Here is an 18,111-nt window from a genome sequence, read left to right on the forward strand (position 1 = left end):
TCTTCACCCAGCGCACATCGAGCATGACCGAGAGCAGCAGCACGAGGCCGAGGATCAGGTAGTTGACCGGGCCGGGCACGGCGAGCGCGAGCAGGCTGTTCGACAGGACGAGCACGAAGAGCGTGCCCATCAGCGCCTTGGCGACCGAGCCGCGTCCGCCACCGAGCGAGATGCCGCCGAGCACGGTCGCGGTCAGCACCTGCAGCTCGAGGCCGGTGCCGATATCGGAAGCGGCACTGCCGATGCGGGCCGAGAAGAAGAAGCCGGAGAGCGCCACCAGCACCGAGCAGAGCACATAGGCGCTGAACAGAGTGAAGCGCACATTGATGCCAGCATTGTAGGCGGAGCGGCGCGCGCCGCCGACCGCGAACAGCCGCCAGCCATAGCGGGCGCGCGACAGCACCAGGTGGATCACGATGGCAATGACCACGAAGACCGCGAAGGAGGTCGGCACACCCCAGATCGTGCCGAAGCCGAGAAAATCATAGGCCGGCGAATCCGGCCCGCTGGTGACGATCGCCGTCGAGACATGCGGGAAGACGATATCGAAGGTGGATCGGTAGATGATGAGCGTGACCAGCGTGGTCAGGAACGCCCGCATGCGCAGGAAGCCGACCAGGAAGCCGTTGATGGCGCCGCAGACGACGCCGAGGCCAAGGCATGCCAGCAGGCCGGTCCCAAAACTCCACTGCTGGACATTCATGCCGTAGAGCGTGACCAGCACCGCGAGCGCGAAGGTCGAGCCGACAGAGAGATCGATGCCGCCCGACACCATCACGATGGTCATGCCGAGCACGACAAGGCCGAGTTCGGCGGTCTGGCCGCTGAGATTGGTCAGCGTCGCCACATCGAAGAAGCCCGGCACGATCACGCCGAAGATCGCGCACAGGATGACCAGCGCGGTGAAGGGGATGACGCTGTCGATCCATTTCTTGGTCAGAATCTCCCCGACCACATGGTCGGGGAGCAGACGGTAGCGCCAGCGCACAAGGCTTTCGGCCATGCTCATCGGAAAGTCCGTTTACTTGATGTCTTCGGGCTTCCAGCAGTTCCGGCCGGTCGCGTTGGTCTTGTCGACGCGGGTGATCGGGCCGAAGAAGATCGTCTTCTCGCTGCCGGCCTTGCGGTCAGGGTGCTGCAGCAGCTCGGAGATCTGCTGCGCGGCGATCTCGCCCTGGATCGGCGCATTGAAATTGAAGATCACATCGAGCAGCCCGTTCTTGATGCTATCGCAGCCTGTGGCAGCGCCCGCGCCATTGGTGACGATGGTGACCTGATCCTGCTTGCCCGCGGCCGCGACGGCAGCGCCCGCGCCGACTTCGGCATTGTCCCAGATGCCCATGATGCCGCAGAGATCGGGATGCTGCTGCAGCACCGTCTCGGTGATCTGGCGGGCCTTTTCGCTGATGTAGTCGGCCGGCTGGTCGGAGACGAGCTGCAGCTCGGGATTGGCCTTCAGCACCTCGTCGATGCCGGTGCGCATATAGATGTTGGCGGCACCCGTCTGGACGCCGGCGAGCCACACCACCTTGTGCGAGACGGCGTTCGGCCCGGTGCAATGCTTGGCCAGCTCGCCCATCTCCAGGCGGCCCATCTCGATCCAGTCATTGCCGACATAGGAGTCGGTCTGGGTCGCCGACTGCATGTTGACCTGCAGCACCTTGATGCCTGCGGCCTGCGCCTGCTTCAAGAGCCGCGCATAGGTCTGCACGTCCGGGTTCTGGCCGATGATCAGGTCGGGCTTCTCGGCGATCGCGCCCTGCATGGCGCGGATGCCGGCATTGGTGTCGCCGTTCGGATCGCGCACCTCGAGCGTGAAGCCGTAGCGGGCGGCGTGACGCTGCCACACCATCACCCAGGCCTGGTTGAGGTCCATACCCTGCGAGATCGGCACGAAGATGACCTTCTTGCCCTTGACGCCGTCGAGATAGGCAGCCCGGCCGACCTGATCGGTTTCCTGCGCGCTTGCGACCTGTGCGACACCTAGCAGCGCAAGCGCGGCCATGCCCGCCAACAGGCATTTCTTGAATATCTTCATAGGTTTCCTCCCCAATTTGATGGTTCGAGTTCTTGTTTCAGATGTCGCCGCTCTGCGAGGTCTGCTCGTCGCGCGGATTGATGATGGCGTCGATGGCAAGGGCGCCGAGCAGGATCACGCTCTTGATCAAATTCTGGCTGGTGTAGGAGAAGTTGAGGATCGTCATGCCGTTGGTCAGGATGCCGACCAGAATGGTGCCGGCGATGACATTGCGCACGCCGCCCTGGCCGCCCGACAGGCCGATGCCGCCCAGCACGACCACCAGCAGCACGTCGTAGATCAGGCTCGAATTGTAGAGGCGCGTGTCGATGCCGGTGACGAGACCGGTCATGATGATGCCGGCGGTGAACGCGATGAGCGCGCTGATGACATATTGCGTCACGATGATCGGGCGTGTCGGCAGGCCGGTGGTGCGGGCCGCGTTCGGATTGTCGCCAGTTGCGTAGACCAGCCGGCCAAAGCGCGTCTTCCTCAGAAAGAGACCCATGAGAGCCGCCACCGCGCCGAAGATGACGACGGACATCGGTATCCCGAGCACGCTGCCATTGCCGACGAATTTCAGCCAGGCGATGTCCGGCGGGGCATAGAGCACGTCCGAGGCAAAGACGATGCGCCCCGAGCCGTAGACCGAGGAGGCGATGGCCAAGGTAGCGAAGATCGGCGGAACTTCCGCGACCGCCACCATGACGCCGGTGAACAGGCCGATGGCCGCGACCAGTATGGCGCCGCAGATCACGGCAAGCGTGAAATCGATGCCCCAGGTAGAAATCCAGATGCTGAAGGCGACGCCGACGACCATCACCGCCACCATGGTGAGGTCGATGCCTCGGCCGACGACGACGAAGCCCATGCCGACGGCCAGCGTGCCGAGGATCGACACGTTCTTGAGGATGGCGATGATGTTGCCTTGGCTCAGGAAATTGTTGAGCGTCGCCGAGAAGACGAGGAACAGCACGACCGAGATCGCGACGACGACGACTTCCTGCGACGCCTTGAAGCCAAGGCGCCTGTCGTCCGATTTGCCCGAACCAGGCATTTTCCTCCTCCCAGGCAGCCTATGATTGGCGCCTTCCTCAGGCGACCAGCTGAATCGGAATCCTCCCAAGGCTCCGAGCCGTTTGCCTGTACGGGACAATTACGACTGGAGCGTCGGCGGACAATTTCGTTTTTCTGATACGCTGTGCAGTTTGCCCCCGCGACGAAGCGTAAGCTTCGTGAAGCTTTCATCCCAGGGGCAGCCTTCTCAGGCCTGCGGCGGCTCGCCGGCATAGGCGCGCGCGATAAGCGCCCGGATCGGCTCCCGCTCCAGCGCCCGCGGGTTCCAGTAGGGATTGGCCAGCGCACGGTCCGTCGCAATGTCGATCCCCTCGGACGGCATGCCGATCTCGGACAGCGCGCGTTTTGCGCCGATGCGGCCGGCGAGGTCGTAGAGCGCGATGGCAGGATCATCCGTCTTCAGCACGGCCCGCAGGGTTTGCATGACGGCCGGAACGGCGGGGGCGTTGTAGGCCAGCGCATGCGGCAGCACGATCGTATGGGTCTCCGCATGCGGCAGATCGAAACTGCCGCCGAGCGTGTGGCAAAGCTTGTGGTGCAGCGCCATGCCGACCGAGCCGAGGCAGATGCCGCAGAGCCAGGCGCCGTAAAGCGCCTCGGAACGCGCGTCGCGGTCATGCGGGTTCCCGGCAATGACCGGCAAGGCGCTCACCAACGCGCCGATGGCTTCTGTGGCCATCAGATTTATCACCGGGTTGCTTTCCCTGGCATAGAGCGCCTCGACGGCATGGGCGATGGCGTTCATGCCGCTTGTTCCCGACAGGGAAGCGGGAAGCGTCATCGTCAGGTCGACGTCGTAGATGACCACTTCCGGCAGCACCCTCGGGCTTGATTGGGTGACCTTCACGCCATCTTTCGTCTCGCCGAGGATCGGCGTCATTTCCGAGCCAGCATAGGTCGTCGGCATCACGATCTGCGGCAGGTCGGTGCGCAAGGCGATCGCCTTGGCGAGACCCGTCGTGGAGCCGCCGCCGACCGCGACCAGCCCGTCGGCCTGGAGTTCCGCCGCGACCCGCAGCGCGTCCTCGGTGACGGACACCGGCGTATGCATCGTCGCTTTGGCATAGACGCCGGCTGCCCTGTCGCCGAGGAACTCGGCATGGCGCCGGGCATCGGCCTCCCGCGGCGGCGTGGCCAGGACCAGCACACGTTTCAGCCCGAGCCGGTCGATCTCCTCCGGGAGCCTTGCGATCGTGCCTGATCCGAAGACGACGCGTGCCGGCTGGGCGTTGTAGACGAAGCTTTTCATGTGAGCCTCTCCCGTCAGCCGCGACTGTATGCCGTGGCATGAAAGTTAGCGACTAAGAGGCGCGCGTGTAAGTGCGCAGGCTGTCGAAATCTGGCGGCCAGGGATCTATTCGCCGTCGGAAGCTGGCATCAGCCTATTTGCGCCGCGCCATCGGCGCGCTCGAGAATCGCGGTGGGTCAGGCGATCCTCTGCTCGAACTGCATCACGCTCGCGCTCTTGCGCAGTCCCGTCGCGACGACCGACACACGGAACTTCCCGGCCAGGGACTGGTCGAAGATGGCGCCGACGATGATGTCGGCATCGGCGTCGACCTCCTCGCGTATCCTCGTCGCGGCCTCATCGACCTCGAACAGCGTCATGTCCATACCGCCGCTGATCGACACCAGCAGCCCCCTGGCGCCCGTCATGGAGGCTTCGTCCAGCAGCGGATTGGCTATCGCCGCCTCGGCTGCCGTTCTTGCGCGTCCCTCTCCGGAGGCCTCGCCCGTTCCCATCATTGCCGGGCCCATGTCCCGCATCACCGATTTCACGTCGGCGAAATCGAGATTGATCAGGCCTTCCTTGACGATGAGATCCGTGATGCAGCCGACGCCCGCGTAGAGGACACGGTCCGCCATGGCGAAAGCGTCGGCGAAGGTGGTTCTGGCGTCGGCGACCCGAAACAGGTTCTGGTTCGGGATGACGATCACGGTGTCGGCGCTCTCGCGAAGGCGTTCTATGCCTTCCTCGGCCGCCTGGGTCCGGCGCTTGCCTTCGAACGTGAAAGGCTTGGTGACGACGGCCACCGTCAAAATGCCGGCATCCCGCGCGGCGCGCGCAATCACGGGCGCGGCACCTGTCCCGGTGCCGCCACCCATGCCGGCGGTGATGAAGCACATATGCGTTCCCGCCAGATGATCCATGATCTCATCGATGGATTCCTCCGCGGCCGCACTTCCGACCTGGGGCAAGGACCCGGCGCCCAGGCCCTCGGTGACATGCGCGCCCAATTGGATCAGCCGCGACGACTTTGACATGGTGAGCGCCTGGGCGTCGGTGTTGGCGACGACGAACTCGACGCCCTGCAGACCTTCGGCGATCATGTTGTTGACGGCGTTGCCGCCGGCACCGCCGACCCCGACGACGGTGATCTTGGGTCTCATCTCCAGGATTTCCGGCTTGGCGGTCATTTTTTCATCTTTCTACCGAAAGCGCCCGCTGCTCCGCCGCACGACGATGCGGAACCGGAGCAACGAGCACACGAATCAGGTGATCCCCACCAAGCGCAGGGAATCAGAGCGGGCGCCTCCCTGCAAGTCCGCCGAGCATATGCAAGCGCAATGCCCCTGCGTTTGAACAAAAAGGCTCCGGGTGCCCGAGTGCTCCAAGGCGACGCCGTTGCAAGAAGTTCTATTGCGTCACCGAGGTCGAGGTGCCCCAGGTGTCCGACAGCACATAGCCTTGCGGATAGGGATCTGTCGGATCGAGATAGTAGTTGTGCTCGCCGGTGATCCAGGCACGGCCGGTGATCTCGGGAACGATCGCCTTGCGTCCGGCGATTTCGGTCAAGCCGACAATTCTGCCGGTGAAGCGCGAGCCGATGATCGATTCATGGATCAACACCTCCCCTTCCTTCATCTGGCCCCGCGCGTGCAGCACGGCCATGCGGGCCGAGGTGCCGGTCCCGGTCGGGCTGCGGTCGGAACGGCCGGGCGAGACGATGCAGGTGTTGCGCGTGACCTTGCCCGGCCCCTGGAACGGCATGGCGAACTGCACGATCGAGACACCGCGCACATTGTCGAATTCAGGATGGACGACATCGAGCTGCTCGCGCGCGGCGCGGCGAACCTTCTCGCCGGCCACGGCCAGTTCGCGCGCCTCGTCGGGCGTAACCGATAAACCTAGCGCGGGTGCATCGACGATGGCGTAGAACATGCCGCCGTAAGCGATGTCCACCTTCAGCGTTCCCAGCCCCTCGACCTCGATATTCGCGTCCAGGCGTTCGGCGAAGGCGGGGGCGTTGCGGAAGGTGATCGACAGGCATTTGCCGTCGCGGCATTCGGCGTTGACCTCGATGACGCCGCCCGGCATATCGAGCTTGAAGCGTGTCTCCGGCTCCTGCATCGGCACCATTCCGGTCTCGAGCAGCACCGTGGCGACGCAGATCGTGTTGGAGCCCGACATCGGCGGGTATTCGGTCGGCTCCATGATGATGGCGCCCGCGGCGCAATCCTCGCGCGTCGAGGGCACCAGGAGATTGACGTGGCGGGCGACGCTGCCGCGCGGCTCGCAGATCAGCATGCGCCTGATATGATCGTGATCGCGCTCCATCGCGATCATCTTTTCCATCATCGTGCGGCCTGCCGGCGGCAGCACGCCGCCGACGATGACGTCGCCGATCTCACCCTCGGCATGGCAGCTGACGACGCGGATGCTGGTCCTGCTACGCATTGTTCGTTTCTCCCTGTCGGCCGCCACTATCCGCTTGGCAAGCGGTGCTGCTTCGGGACAAACTGATCAATCTGCGTGCCAGCCTCAAGGAGAATCCCAAATGACCGCCAACGTTTTTTCCGGCTGCATGCCGGCGTTGATGACGCCCTGCACCGATGACCGGCTTCCCGACTTCGACGCCCTGGTGCGCAAGGGACGCGAATTGATCGCTGCCGGCATGTCTGCGGTCGTCTATTGCGGCTCCATGGGCGACTGGCCGCTGCTGAGCGACGAGCAGCGCATGCAGGGCGTCGAGCGCCTGGTGAAGGCCGGCGTGCCGGTGATCGTCGGTACCGGCGCCGTCAACACGGCCAGCGCCGTGGCTCATGCTGCGCATGCGCAGAAGGTCGGCGCCCGCGGCCTGATGGTGATCCCGCGCGTTCTGTCGCGCGGTCCGTCGGTCACCGCGCAGCGCCATCATTTCAAGGCGATCCTTGCCGCCGCCCCCGACCTACCCGCTGTCATCTACAACAGCCCTTATTACGGCTTTGCCACGCGCGCCGATCTGTTCTTCGCGCTGCGCGCCGAGCATCCGAACCTTGTCGGCTTCAAGGAGTTCGGCGGCCCGTCGGATCTGCGCTATGCGGCGGAAAACATCACCAGCCGCGACGATGAGGTCGCGCTGATGATCGGCGTCGACACCGCTGTCTTCCACGGTTTCGTCAATTGCGGAGCCTCCGGCGCGATCACCGGCATCGGCAACGTGCTGCCCAAGGAAGTGCTGCATCTGGCGGGCCTCAGCCAGGCCGCGGCGAAGGGCGACGCCGAAGCGCGCCGGCTTGCGCAGGAGCTCGATGCCGCGTTTGCGGTCCTGTCCTCTTTCGACGAGGGGCCCGACCTGGTGCTCTATTTCAAGCACATGATGGTGCTGAAGGGTAATCCTGAATACAAGCTGCACTTCAACGAGACGGACGCGCTGAGCGACAGCCAGCGCGGCTTTGCCGAAGCACAGCTCAAGCTCTTCGACACTTGGTACGCCCAGTGGTCGAGGCAGCCCGCAATGGCACGTTACGCGGCCTGAGCGGACCTGAGGCCCCGCGACCTCGCCTTCACCGATGAAAAGCCGCTGTCGGCGGGTCTCCCACGCGGTTGCGAAAGCTATGTTTTTGCTCGATCGGCCGGCAGGAACTCCTCTCCTGCACGCCGAAAGCATTGTATTTCTTTGCTTTACGGCGCTGAAAATGGCGCAGGCGGCGCGGAACGTTGCAAACGCCACACCAACTTTTGAAAGTTTATCTTTCCCTTTTGCTGGTTTTCTTGGTTTCGCGGCGCCGGCCCGCGCCGCACACTGAAATCAGGCAAATGGGGAAGCCGCAAATGGGGAAGTCCAAGTGACGACAGCCTTCATCACCGGCGCGACGAGCGGCATAGGACGGGCGATGGCGATCGCGCTGAGCGACGCCGGCTATGATGTCTATGCCGTTGGCCGCAGCCAGGCCGCGCTCAAGGAGTTGCAGGCCGAGCGTCCGGGCATCGTGCCGATTGCCGTCGACGTCACCGACCGCGAGGCGCTGGAATCGGTGCTGGCGGATCTCACCATCGATGTGCTGATCAACAATGCCGGCATCATGCCCCCGCTCGGCAGTTTCGCCGACATGAAGATCGCCGACATCGACGCAACGCTGGAGGTGAACCTCAGCGCCGCTATCCTGCTCACCCGCCTCGTCGTGCCGCAGATGCGCGAGCGGCAGTCGGGCCATATCCTGTTCACCGGCTCCGTCGCCGGCCACACGGCATTTTCCAACATCGCCGTCTACGCAGCCACCAAGGCGGCGATCTCCGGCTTTGCCGGTGCGCTGCGCGCCGACCTGTCGCCCTCCGGCATACGCGTCACCGAGATCGTCGCCGGCCGCGTCGAGACGCAGCTCTACCAGGATATCCTCGACGCCAAGGCGCGCGCCGCCATGTACGCCAGCAAGGTGGTGCAGCCCGATGACGTGGCCAGGATGGTCGTCGCCGTGCTCGCGCTGCCGGCATGGGCCGACGTCACCCGTTTCGACATTATGCCGACATGGCCGACCTCGCCGAGCGGCACCAAGTAAGGGATAGTGGAATGAAGGATCTTTCCGTTCTGATCGTTGGCGGCGGCGCCGGCCTCGGCGCCCTCCTGGTCAAGATGGCTGTCGAGGCCGGGGCGGCCAAGATCGGCATCATCGACATCAACCAGGAAGCGGCGGAGAGCGCGCTCGATCCGGCAAGGGCCAAGGGCCTGGCTGTCGCCACCGCGACGTGCGACATCCAGATCGGCCCGCGATGCCATGCCGCCTTCGATGCCATCGTGGCCAAGCTCGGTCGCGTCGACACGCTGATCAACTGCGCCGCGATCTATCCGCGCCGCCCGCTGCTCGAGATCACCGACGCCGATTGGGACGCCTCCAACGGCATCAACATCAAGGGCACCTACCACATGATGGTGGCAGCGGTTCGCCACATGCAGACGCAGGAGCCGAAAGCCGAGGTGCGCGGCCGCATCGTCAATCTGACCTCGGTTGACGCCTTCAAGGCGCATCCCCAGAACGCCCATTATGCGGCGACCAAGGCAGCCGTCGTCAGCCTGACGCGCTCCTTTGCCCATCACGTCGCCAAGGACGGCATCCTGGTGAACTCCGTGGCGCCGGCCGGCATGGCCACTGAGAAGGCGAAGGCCCTCGGCTTCCTGGAAGAACTGGCCAAGGCAAGCCCGCTCGGGCGCGGCGCCGAGCCGACCGAGATTGCCGAATGGGTGTTGATGACCGGAGGTCCGAAGAACACCTACATGACCGGCGAAAACGTCATTGTTTCAGGTGGTTACATCTACGCTTAGAATCATTTCGATAGCCAGCGGCTGTTGAGGTTCGGCGGTGCATGATACGGGTCTCGAACGGAAAGAGGCGGACTTACGATGAGCGGCAAGCTTCGCCTTCCTTCGCTCAATGCGCTTCGCGTCTTCCACGCCGTCGCGCAGCACAAGAGCTTTAGGCAGGCTGCCGACGAGCTTCTGGTCACGCCGCAGGCCGTCGGCCAGCAGATCAAGCTGTTGGAAGACACGCTGCAGGTGACGCTGTTCGAGCGCAAGGGCCGCTCGATCGAACTGACCGAGTCGGCGATCCTTCTTTCGCATTACGTGAAGGCCGGCTTCGAGGAGTTTTCCGAAGGCGTTCGTCGCGTCACCAAGTCGAACCACCGGGACCGCATCAACCTCAACGCCAGTCCATACTTCGCCACGCACTACCTGCTGCCGAGGCTGTCGCTGTTCCGCGAGATACTGCCTGGCGCCGACCTGCGCCTGACGACGATGGTCGACCTGCCCGACTTCGGTCGCGACGACATCGACATGGCGGTGCAGTGGGGCTACGGCAACTGGCCGGACTATGAGGTGACGCTCCTGGTGCCGGACCCGAAGATCATCTGCTGCACGCCGGCGATCGGCGAGAAGATCAAGTCGCCGCAGGACCTGACGAAGTTCACGTTGCTCGACACGGTCAAGTCGAAGCGACTGTGGCCGGACATATTGCGGCACCTGGGCGTGGCGCTGACCGACGGCGACCGCAGCGTCAGCTTCGACGATGCGGCGACGATGCGCCGGGCGACCCTGCAAGGCATCGGTGTGGGCCTGGTCTCCGTGATCGACGCCGAGGAGGACTTCCGCTCCGGCGCGCTGGTCGCGCCGATCGGCCGCGAGGCCATTGCCGATATGCGGCCGGAAGAAGTTCCCGGGTTCTATCTCGTCGTTCCGCGCGGGCATCTGCGCGTCAAGCCCGTGGCCGCGCTTCATCGATGGCTGGCCCAGCAAGACTGGCGCAGCGACCTCAAGGTTTCCCTGCCGAAACCGACTCCGCTTTCGGACTGACAAGTGCCGCGAGACCAACGTTCCGGCGCGGGAGACAGGAAAGAAGAACTTTCGAATGAGCTGCATTTCTTGATTTCGCATCGGCCCGCTGGAGTTCAGGTATAAGCCGAAAGGCAAGCCCGGTTCGCTTGCCGCTAAGTGTGTGACGCAGCATTCTCTTCCCTGAGGCCAAGGCATGACCTCCCGAGCAGACGACATCCGCCTTGGCGCGGACATTGGCGGCACTTTCACCGACATCGCGCTCGATGTCAGGGGAGAGATGTTTTCAACCAAGGTGCTGACCAATTATGCGGCGCCCGAGCAGGCGATGCTTGACGGCATCGACATGGTCATCCGCGATGCCGGCATTTCGGCGGCCGAGATCGGCATCATCATCCACGGCACCACGCTTGCCACCAACGCGCTGATCGAGCGACGCGGGGCGAAAACCGCTCTGGTCACGACCGAAGGTTTTCGCGATGTGATCGAGATGCGGACGGAAAACCGCTTCGAGCAATATGATCTCAACCTGCAACTGCCGACGCCGCTGATCCCGCGCGAGCACCGCTTTACCGTCAAGGGCCGCATCGGCGCCGAGGGCCAGGAACTGCAGCCGCTCGACGAAGCCACCCTCGAATCGATCGCCGACCGGATCGCGGCCGGCAATTTCGGCTCGGTGGCGATCGGTTTCATCCATGCCTACGCCAATCCGGACCACGAGCGCCGGGCGCGCGAGATCCTCTCCAGGAAGCTGACTATTCCGATTTCGATCAGCGCCGAAGTCTCGCCGCAGATGCGCGAGTTCGAGCGTTTCAACACGGTCTCAGCCAACGCCTATGTGCGGCCGCAGATGGCCGACTATCTCGCGCGCCTGCAGACACGGCTGAAAGACATGGGCGCCGAGTGCCCCGTCTTCATGATCCATTCGGGCGGCGGCCTGATCTCGGTGGAGACCGCTTCGGAATTCCCGGTACGGCTGGTCGAGTCCGGCCCGGCGGGTGGCGCGATTTTCGCCGCCGATATCGCCCGTCGCTTCGGCCTGGAAAAGGTCGTCTCCTACGACATGGGCGGCACCACCGCAAAAATCTGCCTGATCGAGGATTTTGCGCCGCGCACGGCGCGAACCTTCGAGGTGGCGCGCACCTATCGCTTCTCAAAAGGCTCGGGCATGCCGATCTCCATCCCGGTCATCGAGATGATCGAGATCGGCGCCGGCGGCGGCTCCATCGCCTGGGTCGACGCAATGGGCCGCATTCAGACCGGGCCGGAAAGCGCCGGCTCTGAGCCCGGCCCTGCCTGCTACGGCCGCGGCGGCAAACGTCCCGCAATCACCGACGCCGACCTGGTGCTCGGCAAACTCGACCCCGACAATTTCGCCGGCGGCGCGATCAAGCTCGACACGGCAGCGTCCGAACGGGCGATCCTGCGCGATGTCGGCGAGCGCCTGTCGCTGAATGCCTTGGCGACGGCCTTCGGCATCTGCGAGGTCGTGGACGAGAACATGGCGAACGCCGCTCGCGTCCACGCCGTCGAGAACGGCAAGAACATCTCCGACAATCTGATGATCGCCTTCGGCGGCGCGGCACCCCTGCACGCGGCGAGGCTCTGCGAAAAGCTCGGCATCGACCAGTGCATCGTGCCGCGCGGCGCCGGCGTCGGCTCGGCGATCGGCTTCCTGAAAGCGCCGTTCGGCTATGAGGCGCTGGCGTCCAGGCTGACGCGCCTGTCGCGCTTCAAGCCGGCCGAGGTCAACGCCCTGCTCGCCGACCTCAAGGCCTCCGCAGAGGGGTTTGTGCGCAGCGGCGCCAGCGGCAGGATCGTCTGCGAGATCACCGCCTTCATGCGCTATGCTGGCCAGGGCTGGGAAATCCCCGTGCCGTTGGTCGACGAACCGTTCGGCGAGGATGCAGTCGCCAAGCTCAAGGATCTGTTCGAGACCAGCTATCAGCGCTTCTTCGGCCGGGCCATCGAAGGGCTCGACGGGCTGGAGATCGAGATCGTCACCTGGTCGGTCAAGGCGACGGACGTTCGTCCGGCCGTGACGCGGCATGAACTCACCACCGGCAGGAAGAAGAGCGAACCGATAACGACCCGGGCCGTGTTCGAACCGGCGACCGGCGCGCCACAGACCTATGGCATCGTCGAGCGCGACAAGCTCTGCGTCGGCGACCGCCTGGCGGGGCCCGCCGTCATCGTCGAGCGCGAGACGTCGACCGTCGTCACCACCAGCTTTGACGCCGTCATCCAAAGCGACGGAGCGATCCTCCTGACCCGCAAAGGCAGTCAGTCATGAGCGATATCAGCGCAATCCGCATGCAGGTCATGTGGAACCGGTTGATCTCGGTGGTCGAGGAGCAGGCGCTGACCTTGCTGCGCACCGCCTTCTCCACCTCTGTGCGCGAAGCCGGCGACCTGTCAGCGGGCGTGTTCGACCCGCGCGGTCAGATGCTGGCCCAGGCGGTCACCGGCACGCCCGGCCACGTCAACACCATGGCCGAGGCCGTGCTGCATTTCATGCACGCGATCCCGCGCGATCAGATGTTCGAGGGCGACACCTATGTCACCAACGACCCATGGCTCGGCACCGGCCACCTGCATGACATCACCATGGTGTCGCCGTCCTTCCTGAACGGCGAGCTCGTCGCCTTCTTCGCCTGCACGGCGCATGTCGTCGATGTCGGCGGCCGCGGCTTCGGCGCCGACGGCAAGTCGGTCTACGAGGAAGGTATCCAGATCCCGATCATGAAGTTCGCGGAAAAGGGCAAGGTCAACCTCGACGTCGTCCGCATCCTGCGCGCCAATGTCCGCGAGCCGAACCAGGTGGTCGGCGATTTCTATTCGCTTGCGGCCTGCAACGAGGTCGGTCATCGCCGCCTCGTCGACATGATGAAGGAGACCGGCCTTGCCTCGCTCGACGGGCTCCGCGACTTCATCTTCTCGCGCACCCGCGAGGCCATGCTGGAGCGCATCAAGGCGCTGCCCAAGGGAAGCTGGTCGAACGAGCTGGTGACCGACGGCTATGACGCGCCGGTGAAGCTGTCGGCCACGGTCTCGGTCCGCGACGACAATGTCGAGGTCGATTTCACCGGCAGCGATCCGATGAGCCGCTGGGGCATCAACTGCCCGATCATCTACAGCAAGGCCTATGCCTGCTATGCGCTGAAATGCGTGGTCGCTCCGGATATTCCGAACAATGCCGCCTCGCTCGCCTTCTTCACCGTGTCGTCGCCCATTAACATCCTGAACGCAGTGCGGCCGGCGCCGGTGGCGCTCAGGCACATCTTCGGCCACATGGTTCCCGATCTCGTGCTGGGCGCGTTCTCCAAGGCGTTGCCCGGAAAAATCCTCGCCGAAGGCGCCGGGGCGCTCTGGAACATCCACATTTCCGTGCGACCCGTCGCCGGCGGTTCCGGCCGCCGCGCCGAAGTGCTGATGTTCAACTCCGGCGGCATGGGCGCCCGCCCCGAACTGGACGGCTTGTCGGCGACGGCCTTCCCGTCCGGCGTGCACACGATGCCGATTGAGGCGACCGAGCATACCGGCCCGATCGTCATCTGGCGCAAGGAACTGCGGCCGGACTCCGGCGGCGACGGCGAATTCCGCGGCGGTCTCGGACAGGTCATCGAGATCGAGGCGACCGAAGGCCACGAATTCGATTTCTCGGCGATGTTCGACCGCGTCAACCATCCGGCCCAGGGTCGCGAAGGCGGCAAGCCCGGCGTCGCGGGCGTCGTCAAGCTCGATAACGGCACAAAGATGCGCCCCAAGGGCTGGCAGCATGTGCCGGCTGGACGCAGGCTGATCCTGGAACTGCCGGGCGGCGGCGGCTATGGCGATCCGGCCAGGCGCAGCGTGGCCGCGCGGGCCAATGACCGTTCCAAGGGTTACATTACGGAGAACGACCAATGAGCTATGTTGCCTCGCGCCTGTCGACCGAGGCGATCGCGCGGGTCAAAGCCGCCGTCGCGCAAGTGGAGTAAACGATGCCGCATTATGAACGTATCCTGATCACCGGCGCCGCCGGCCGGCTCGGCTCGCAGTTGCGCAAGGGGCTGGTGCCGCTCGCCAGGACCATCCGCCTCGCGGGCCGCGAGCCCTTCGGCGATCTTGCGCCCCACGAAGAGGAAGCAGTCTTCGATCTCGCCGACATGGAAGCCACGATCGCAGCGACCAAGGACTGCGACGCGATCGTGCATTTCGGCGGCGCGCCCCTCGAATGCGAATGGCAGACCATCTTGGATTCCAGCATCCGCGGCTCCTACCACATCTATGAAGGCGCCCGGAAACATGGGGTGAAGCGCGTCATCTACGCCTCCTCGGTGCATGCCATCGGCTATCACGAGATCGAGGCGCATATCAGCGTCGACGCGCCCGTGCGCCCCGACAGCCTCTATGGCGTTTCGAAGAATTTCGTCGAGAGCCTGAGCAGGCTCTATTGGGACAAGTTCGGCATCGAGACGGTGTGCCTGCGCATCTTCTCGTCTTTCCCCGAACCGGCCGATCGCCGCATGCTGTGGTCTTATCTCTCCTTCGCCGACTGCGTGCGCCTGGTCGAGGCGTCGCTCACCGCGCCGCGCGTCGGACACACCATCTCCTTCGGCATATCCGACAACAAGCTGAAGATGGTCGACAACAGCGGCGCCGGCCATCTCGGCTTCATCCCGCAGGACAGCGCCGAGCCGTACCGCGCCGCCGTCGAGGCGAAGACGCCTATTCCCGATCCGAAGAGACCCTCGGTGAAATATCTCGGCGGCTGGTTCTGCGAGCTTGGCCACCCGGACGACAAGCCGGCAGAATAGCGCGGCATTCAGCCAGCGGAAGGCAGGCTGTCCCGGATGAAGCGATTCCAGGCGCCGCCGAGCACAAAGGATGTTCCCGTCTCGTCGAAGCCCGCCGCGAGTAGGCCCTGCGAAAGCCCGGGAAAATCGAGGTTCGATCCGAACCAGGACGGCTGAGTCGGGAAGCTTGCAGCGGCTTGGACCTCGCGGGTCCAGCGACCCTCGCGCATCCAGCGCAGGATGCTGTCGGGCTGGTCCTGGCAGAGATCCGAGCCGATGCCGAGATGCTCCGCTCCCATGATTTCAGCCGCTTCCCCGGCCATCTTGCCAAATTGATCGAGTGTCGTGTCCGAGCCGTTCGGAAGATGCAGTGAATAGAGCGAGAGGCCGAGCAGCCCTTCCCTTTCGCGCAATGCCTGCAATACCTCCTTGGACACACTGCGATTGCTGTCGCGGAGCCAGCGCGGGTTGGCGTGGCTGATGACCACCGGACGCTCAGAGAGCGCGATCGCCTCCAGCGTCGTCCGCTCGCCCGCATGCGACAGATCGATGATCATGCCGAGCCGGTTCATCTCGGCGATCGCCTCGCGCCCCATCCGCGTCACGCCGCTGTCTTCCTTCTCCATCCAGCCGCAGCCGAGCAGCGACTGGTTGTTGTAGGTGAGCTGCATGAAACGGATGCCGAGATCGAAGAGCATTTCCATCAGGCCGATGTCGTCCTCGATCGGCATCGGGTTTTGCAGCCCGAGGAAAATAGCCGTCCGGTTCGAGGCTCGCGCCCGCTCGATGTCGCCGGCGTCGCGCGCCAGAAGGATGAGATCCTCATTGTCGCGGAAGCGTGTGCGCCAATCCACCAGATGGCGCACCGTCTCGCGAAAACCTTCGTGATAGCCGACCGTGGCATGGACCGCGGTCAGCCCGCCCCGGCGCATCTCCTGGAAAATTTCGCGCGACCAGTTGCAATATTGCAGCCCGTCGATGAGCACTTGCGGCGCGTCGCCGGTCATTCGCCCGCGCCCGCATGGATGTAGGACGTCTTGACCTGGGTGTAGAACTCGACCGCCGAACGTCCCTGCTCGCGCGGGCCGTAGCTCGAGGCGCGAACGCCGCCGAACGGCACGTGATAGTCAGTGCCGGCGGTCGCCAGGTTGACCATGACGCAGCCCGAGCGCGAGGCGTGGCGGAATTTCGTCGCGCGCGCCAGGGAGCGCGTGGCGATGCCGGCCGTCAGCCCATAGGGCGTGTCGTTGGCGAGGAAGATCGCCTCGTCGAGATCGTCGGCCGTCATCACGCAGGTGATCGGCGCGAACATCTCCTCCTGGTTGATGCGCATGCGCGAGCGCCCGTTGAGGAAGACGGCCGGCGCCATGTAGTGCCCGTTATGTGCCAGGTCGAGCGCCTCGCCGCCGGTAGCAAGCTCGGCGCCCTCGCTGATGCCGAGCGTCACATAATCGAGATTGGCCGAGAGCTGCTCTGCGCTGACGACAGGTCCCATCTGGACGCCCGCCTCAAGCGCATGGCCGACCTTCAAGGCCCTGGTTTTCGCCAGCAATTTCTCGACAAAGGCGTCATGGATCGGCCGCTGCACGATCAGGCGCGACGAGGCAGTGCATTTCTGGCCTGTCCCGCCAAAGGCGCCGTTCACGGCAAGGTCGACCGCGCGATCGAGGTCTGCGTCGTCCATGATCACGAAGGGATTCTTCGATCCCATTTCGAGCTGCAGCTTCACGAACCGCGCCGCCGCGAGCGCGGCTATGCCGGAGCCGACGGCGCCCGAACCGGTGAAGCTCAGCCCTTGAATGTCGGCATTGGCGGCAAGCTCGCGGCCGATCGTCGATCCTGACCCCATCACCAGGTTGAACAGGCCTTCCGGGATCGCCTGCCGGCTGATGATCTCGGTCAGCGCCCAGGCGCTGGCGGGGGTAATGCTGGCCGGTTTCCAGACCACCGCATTGCCGAAGGCCAGCGCCGGCGCAATCTTCCAGGACGCGGTGGCGACAGGGAAATTCCAAGGGGAAATGATCGCGACGACGCCGAGCGGCTCGCGCTCGATCAGGACATCCACGCCGGCCCGGACCGAGTCGGTGGAGGCGCCGAGATTGCGCAGCGCCTCGGCTGCGAAATAGGTGAAGAACTGCCCGGCGCGATAGACCTCGCCGATCCCTTCGGGCAGGGTCTTGCCCTCCTCGCGCGAAAGCAACTCGCCAAGCTCCTTCGAGCGCGCCATCAACTCGCGTCCGATGGCGTCGAGAACGGCGGCCCGCGCCTCCAGCCCCGCCGCCGCCCATTCGCGCTGCGCGCCTTGCGCCGCCGCAACGGCGTCATGGATGTCGGACGGTCGCGCCTGGGCAAAGCGCCCGACGATGTCGGTCACATCCGATGGATTGAGGTCCTCGACCCAGTCGGCGCCGTCACGCCATTCGCCGGCGACGAAGTTCCGACCGTTCAGCATCCTGTTCGACCTGCATCAATTCGGTTGACAACAACCTAAGCAATGCTGTGAACTTCAATCAAGCTCAATTTTTGGCACAAACGTTCAGGCAAGCTTAACAGTGACCAAAACCATCAGCCTGACCGGCATGCGCAGCTTCGTCGCGGTCTGCGAGACCGGCGGCGTGCGCGCCGCTGCCGATCAGATCGGCCGTACGCCGTCCGCCGTGTCGATGACCTTGAAGCAACTGGAAGACGATATCGGCGCGCCACTGTTCGAGAG

Annotated in this window: 17 protein-coding genes; 9 read left to right on the plus strand and 8 right to left on the minus strand. The window is 64.5% G+C overall.

Annotated elements, in window-relative coordinates; translation table 11 throughout:
- The 6 genes from EOA28_RS06335 to EOA28_RS06360 form a co-directional block, all read right to left on the minus strand.
- On the minus strand, window positions 1-1,009 hold a 1,009-nt coding region (locus EOA28_RS06335), incomplete at its 3' end, for an ABC transporter permease (RefSeq protein WP_148670663.1).
- Window positions 1,010-1,021: 12 nt separating this feature from the next.
- Window positions 1,022-2,038 carry a sugar ABC transporter substrate-binding protein gene (locus EOA28_RS06340; protein ID WP_128314710.1) on the minus strand — a complete coding sequence of 339 codons (1,017 nt, stop codon included), beginning with the start codon at window positions 2,036-2,038 and terminating at the stop codon, window positions 1,022-1,024.
- Window positions 2,039-2,075: 37 nt separating this feature from the next.
- A complete protein-coding gene (locus EOA28_RS06345) occupies window positions 2,076-3,074 on the minus strand; it encodes an ABC transporter permease (protein ID WP_127882537.1) in 999 nt (332 codons plus the stop codon).
- 207 nt (window positions 3,075-3,281) lie between these two features.
- Window positions 3,282-4,343, minus strand: coding sequence for a maleylacetate reductase (locus tag EOA28_RS06350; RefSeq protein WP_128314711.1), 1,062 nt, complete (start codon window positions 4,341-4,343; stop codon window positions 3,282-3,284).
- Between the two features lie 176 nt (window positions 4,344-4,519).
- Window positions 4,520-5,512 carry a cell division protein FtsZ gene (gene ftsZ / locus EOA28_RS06355; protein WP_042647517.1) on the minus strand — a complete coding sequence of 331 codons (993 nt, stop codon included), beginning with the start codon at window positions 5,510-5,512 and terminating at the stop codon, window positions 4,520-4,522.
- 220 nt (window positions 5,513-5,732) lie between these two features.
- Window positions 5,733-6,773, minus strand: a complete 1,041-nt coding sequence (locus EOA28_RS06360; RefSeq protein ID WP_126081838.1) for a proline racemase family protein — start codon at window positions 6,771-6,773, stop codon at window positions 5,733-5,735.
- Window positions 6,774-6,873: 100 nt separating this feature from the next.
- On the opposite strand from EOA28_RS06360, the gene EOA28_RS06365 reads away from it, so the two are divergent.
- The 8 genes from EOA28_RS06365 to EOA28_RS06400 all read left to right on the plus strand — a co-directional run bounded on the left by EOA28_RS06365 (window position 6,874) and on the right by EOA28_RS06400 (window position 15,419).
- The gene (locus EOA28_RS06365; protein WP_128314712.1) at window positions 6,874-7,833 is read left to right on the plus strand and encodes a dihydrodipicolinate synthase family protein; all 960 of its coding nucleotides are present in this window, start codon (window positions 6,874-6,876) and stop codon (window positions 7,831-7,833) included.
- 79 nt (window positions 7,834-7,912) lie between these two features.
- Entirely contained in the window at window positions 7,913-8,104 is a 192-nt protein-coding gene (locus EOA28_RS06370; RefSeq protein ID WP_127251850.1) for a hypothetical protein, read from the plus strand.
- Between the two features lie 39 nt (window positions 8,105-8,143).
- Window positions 8,144-8,854 (plus strand): SDR family oxidoreductase, encoded by a 711-nt coding sequence (locus EOA28_RS06375; protein WP_127251851.1) that lies wholly within the window; start codon window positions 8,144-8,146, stop codon window positions 8,852-8,854.
- 11 nt (window positions 8,855-8,865) lie between these two features.
- The gene (locus tag EOA28_RS06380) at window positions 8,866-9,615 is read left to right on the plus strand and encodes an SDR family oxidoreductase (protein ID WP_128314713.1); all 750 of its coding nucleotides are present in this window, start codon (window positions 8,866-8,868) and stop codon (window positions 9,613-9,615) included.
- Window positions 9,616-9,693: 78 nt separating this feature from the next.
- Entirely contained in the window at window positions 9,694-10,641 is a 948-nt protein-coding gene (locus tag EOA28_RS06385) for a LysR substrate-binding domain-containing protein (RefSeq protein ID WP_126081834.1), read from the plus strand.
- A gap of 175 nt (window positions 10,642-10,816) precedes the next feature.
- Window positions 10,817-12,913: a hydantoinase/oxoprolinase family protein gene (locus EOA28_RS06390; protein WP_127251853.1), complete on the plus strand. Its 2,097-nt coding sequence runs from the start codon at window positions 10,817-10,819 to the stop codon at window positions 12,911-12,913.
- Window positions 12,910-14,529: a hydantoinase B/oxoprolinase family protein gene (locus EOA28_RS06395; RefSeq protein WP_126081832.1), complete on the plus strand. Its 1,620-nt coding sequence runs from the start codon at window positions 12,910-12,912 to the stop codon at window positions 14,527-14,529. Before EOA28_RS06390 ends, EOA28_RS06395 begins: the two co-directional genes overlap by 4 nt.
- A gap of 74 nt (window positions 14,530-14,603) precedes the next feature.
- Complete coding sequence (locus tag EOA28_RS06400) at window positions 14,604-15,419, plus strand: NAD(P)-dependent oxidoreductase (RefSeq protein WP_126081831.1); 816 nt, start codon at window positions 14,604-14,606, stop codon at window positions 15,417-15,419.
- Between the two features lie 8 nt (window positions 15,420-15,427).
- Here EOA28_RS06400 and EOA28_RS06405 read toward each other — a convergent pair whose 3' ends face one another.
- Together EOA28_RS06405 and EOA28_RS06410 are read right to left on the minus strand one after the other, a co-directional pair.
- Window positions 15,428-16,405: a membrane dipeptidase gene (locus tag EOA28_RS06405; RefSeq protein ID WP_126081830.1), complete on the minus strand. Its 978-nt coding sequence runs from the start codon at window positions 16,403-16,405 to the stop codon at window positions 15,428-15,430.
- Window positions 16,402-17,850 carry an aldehyde dehydrogenase family protein gene (locus EOA28_RS06410; protein WP_126081829.1) on the minus strand — a complete coding sequence of 483 codons (1,449 nt, stop codon included), beginning with the start codon at window positions 17,848-17,850 and terminating at the stop codon, window positions 16,402-16,404. Before EOA28_RS06410 ends, EOA28_RS06405 begins: the two co-directional genes overlap by 4 nt.
- A 127-nt stretch (window positions 17,851-17,977) precedes the next feature.
- On the opposite strand from EOA28_RS06410, the gene EOA28_RS06415 reads away from it, so the two are divergent.
- Window positions 17,978-18,111 (plus strand): LysR family transcriptional regulator (locus tag EOA28_RS06415; protein ID WP_148670664.1); only part of this gene is annotated, 134 nt, incomplete at its 3' end.

Origin of the sequence: Mesorhizobium sp. M2A.F.Ca.ET.067.02.1.1 (assembly GCF_004023285.1) — a bacterium.
In the GTDB taxonomy this organism is placed as follows: Bacteria; Pseudomonadota; Alphaproteobacteria; order Rhizobiales; family Rhizobiaceae; genus Mesorhizobium.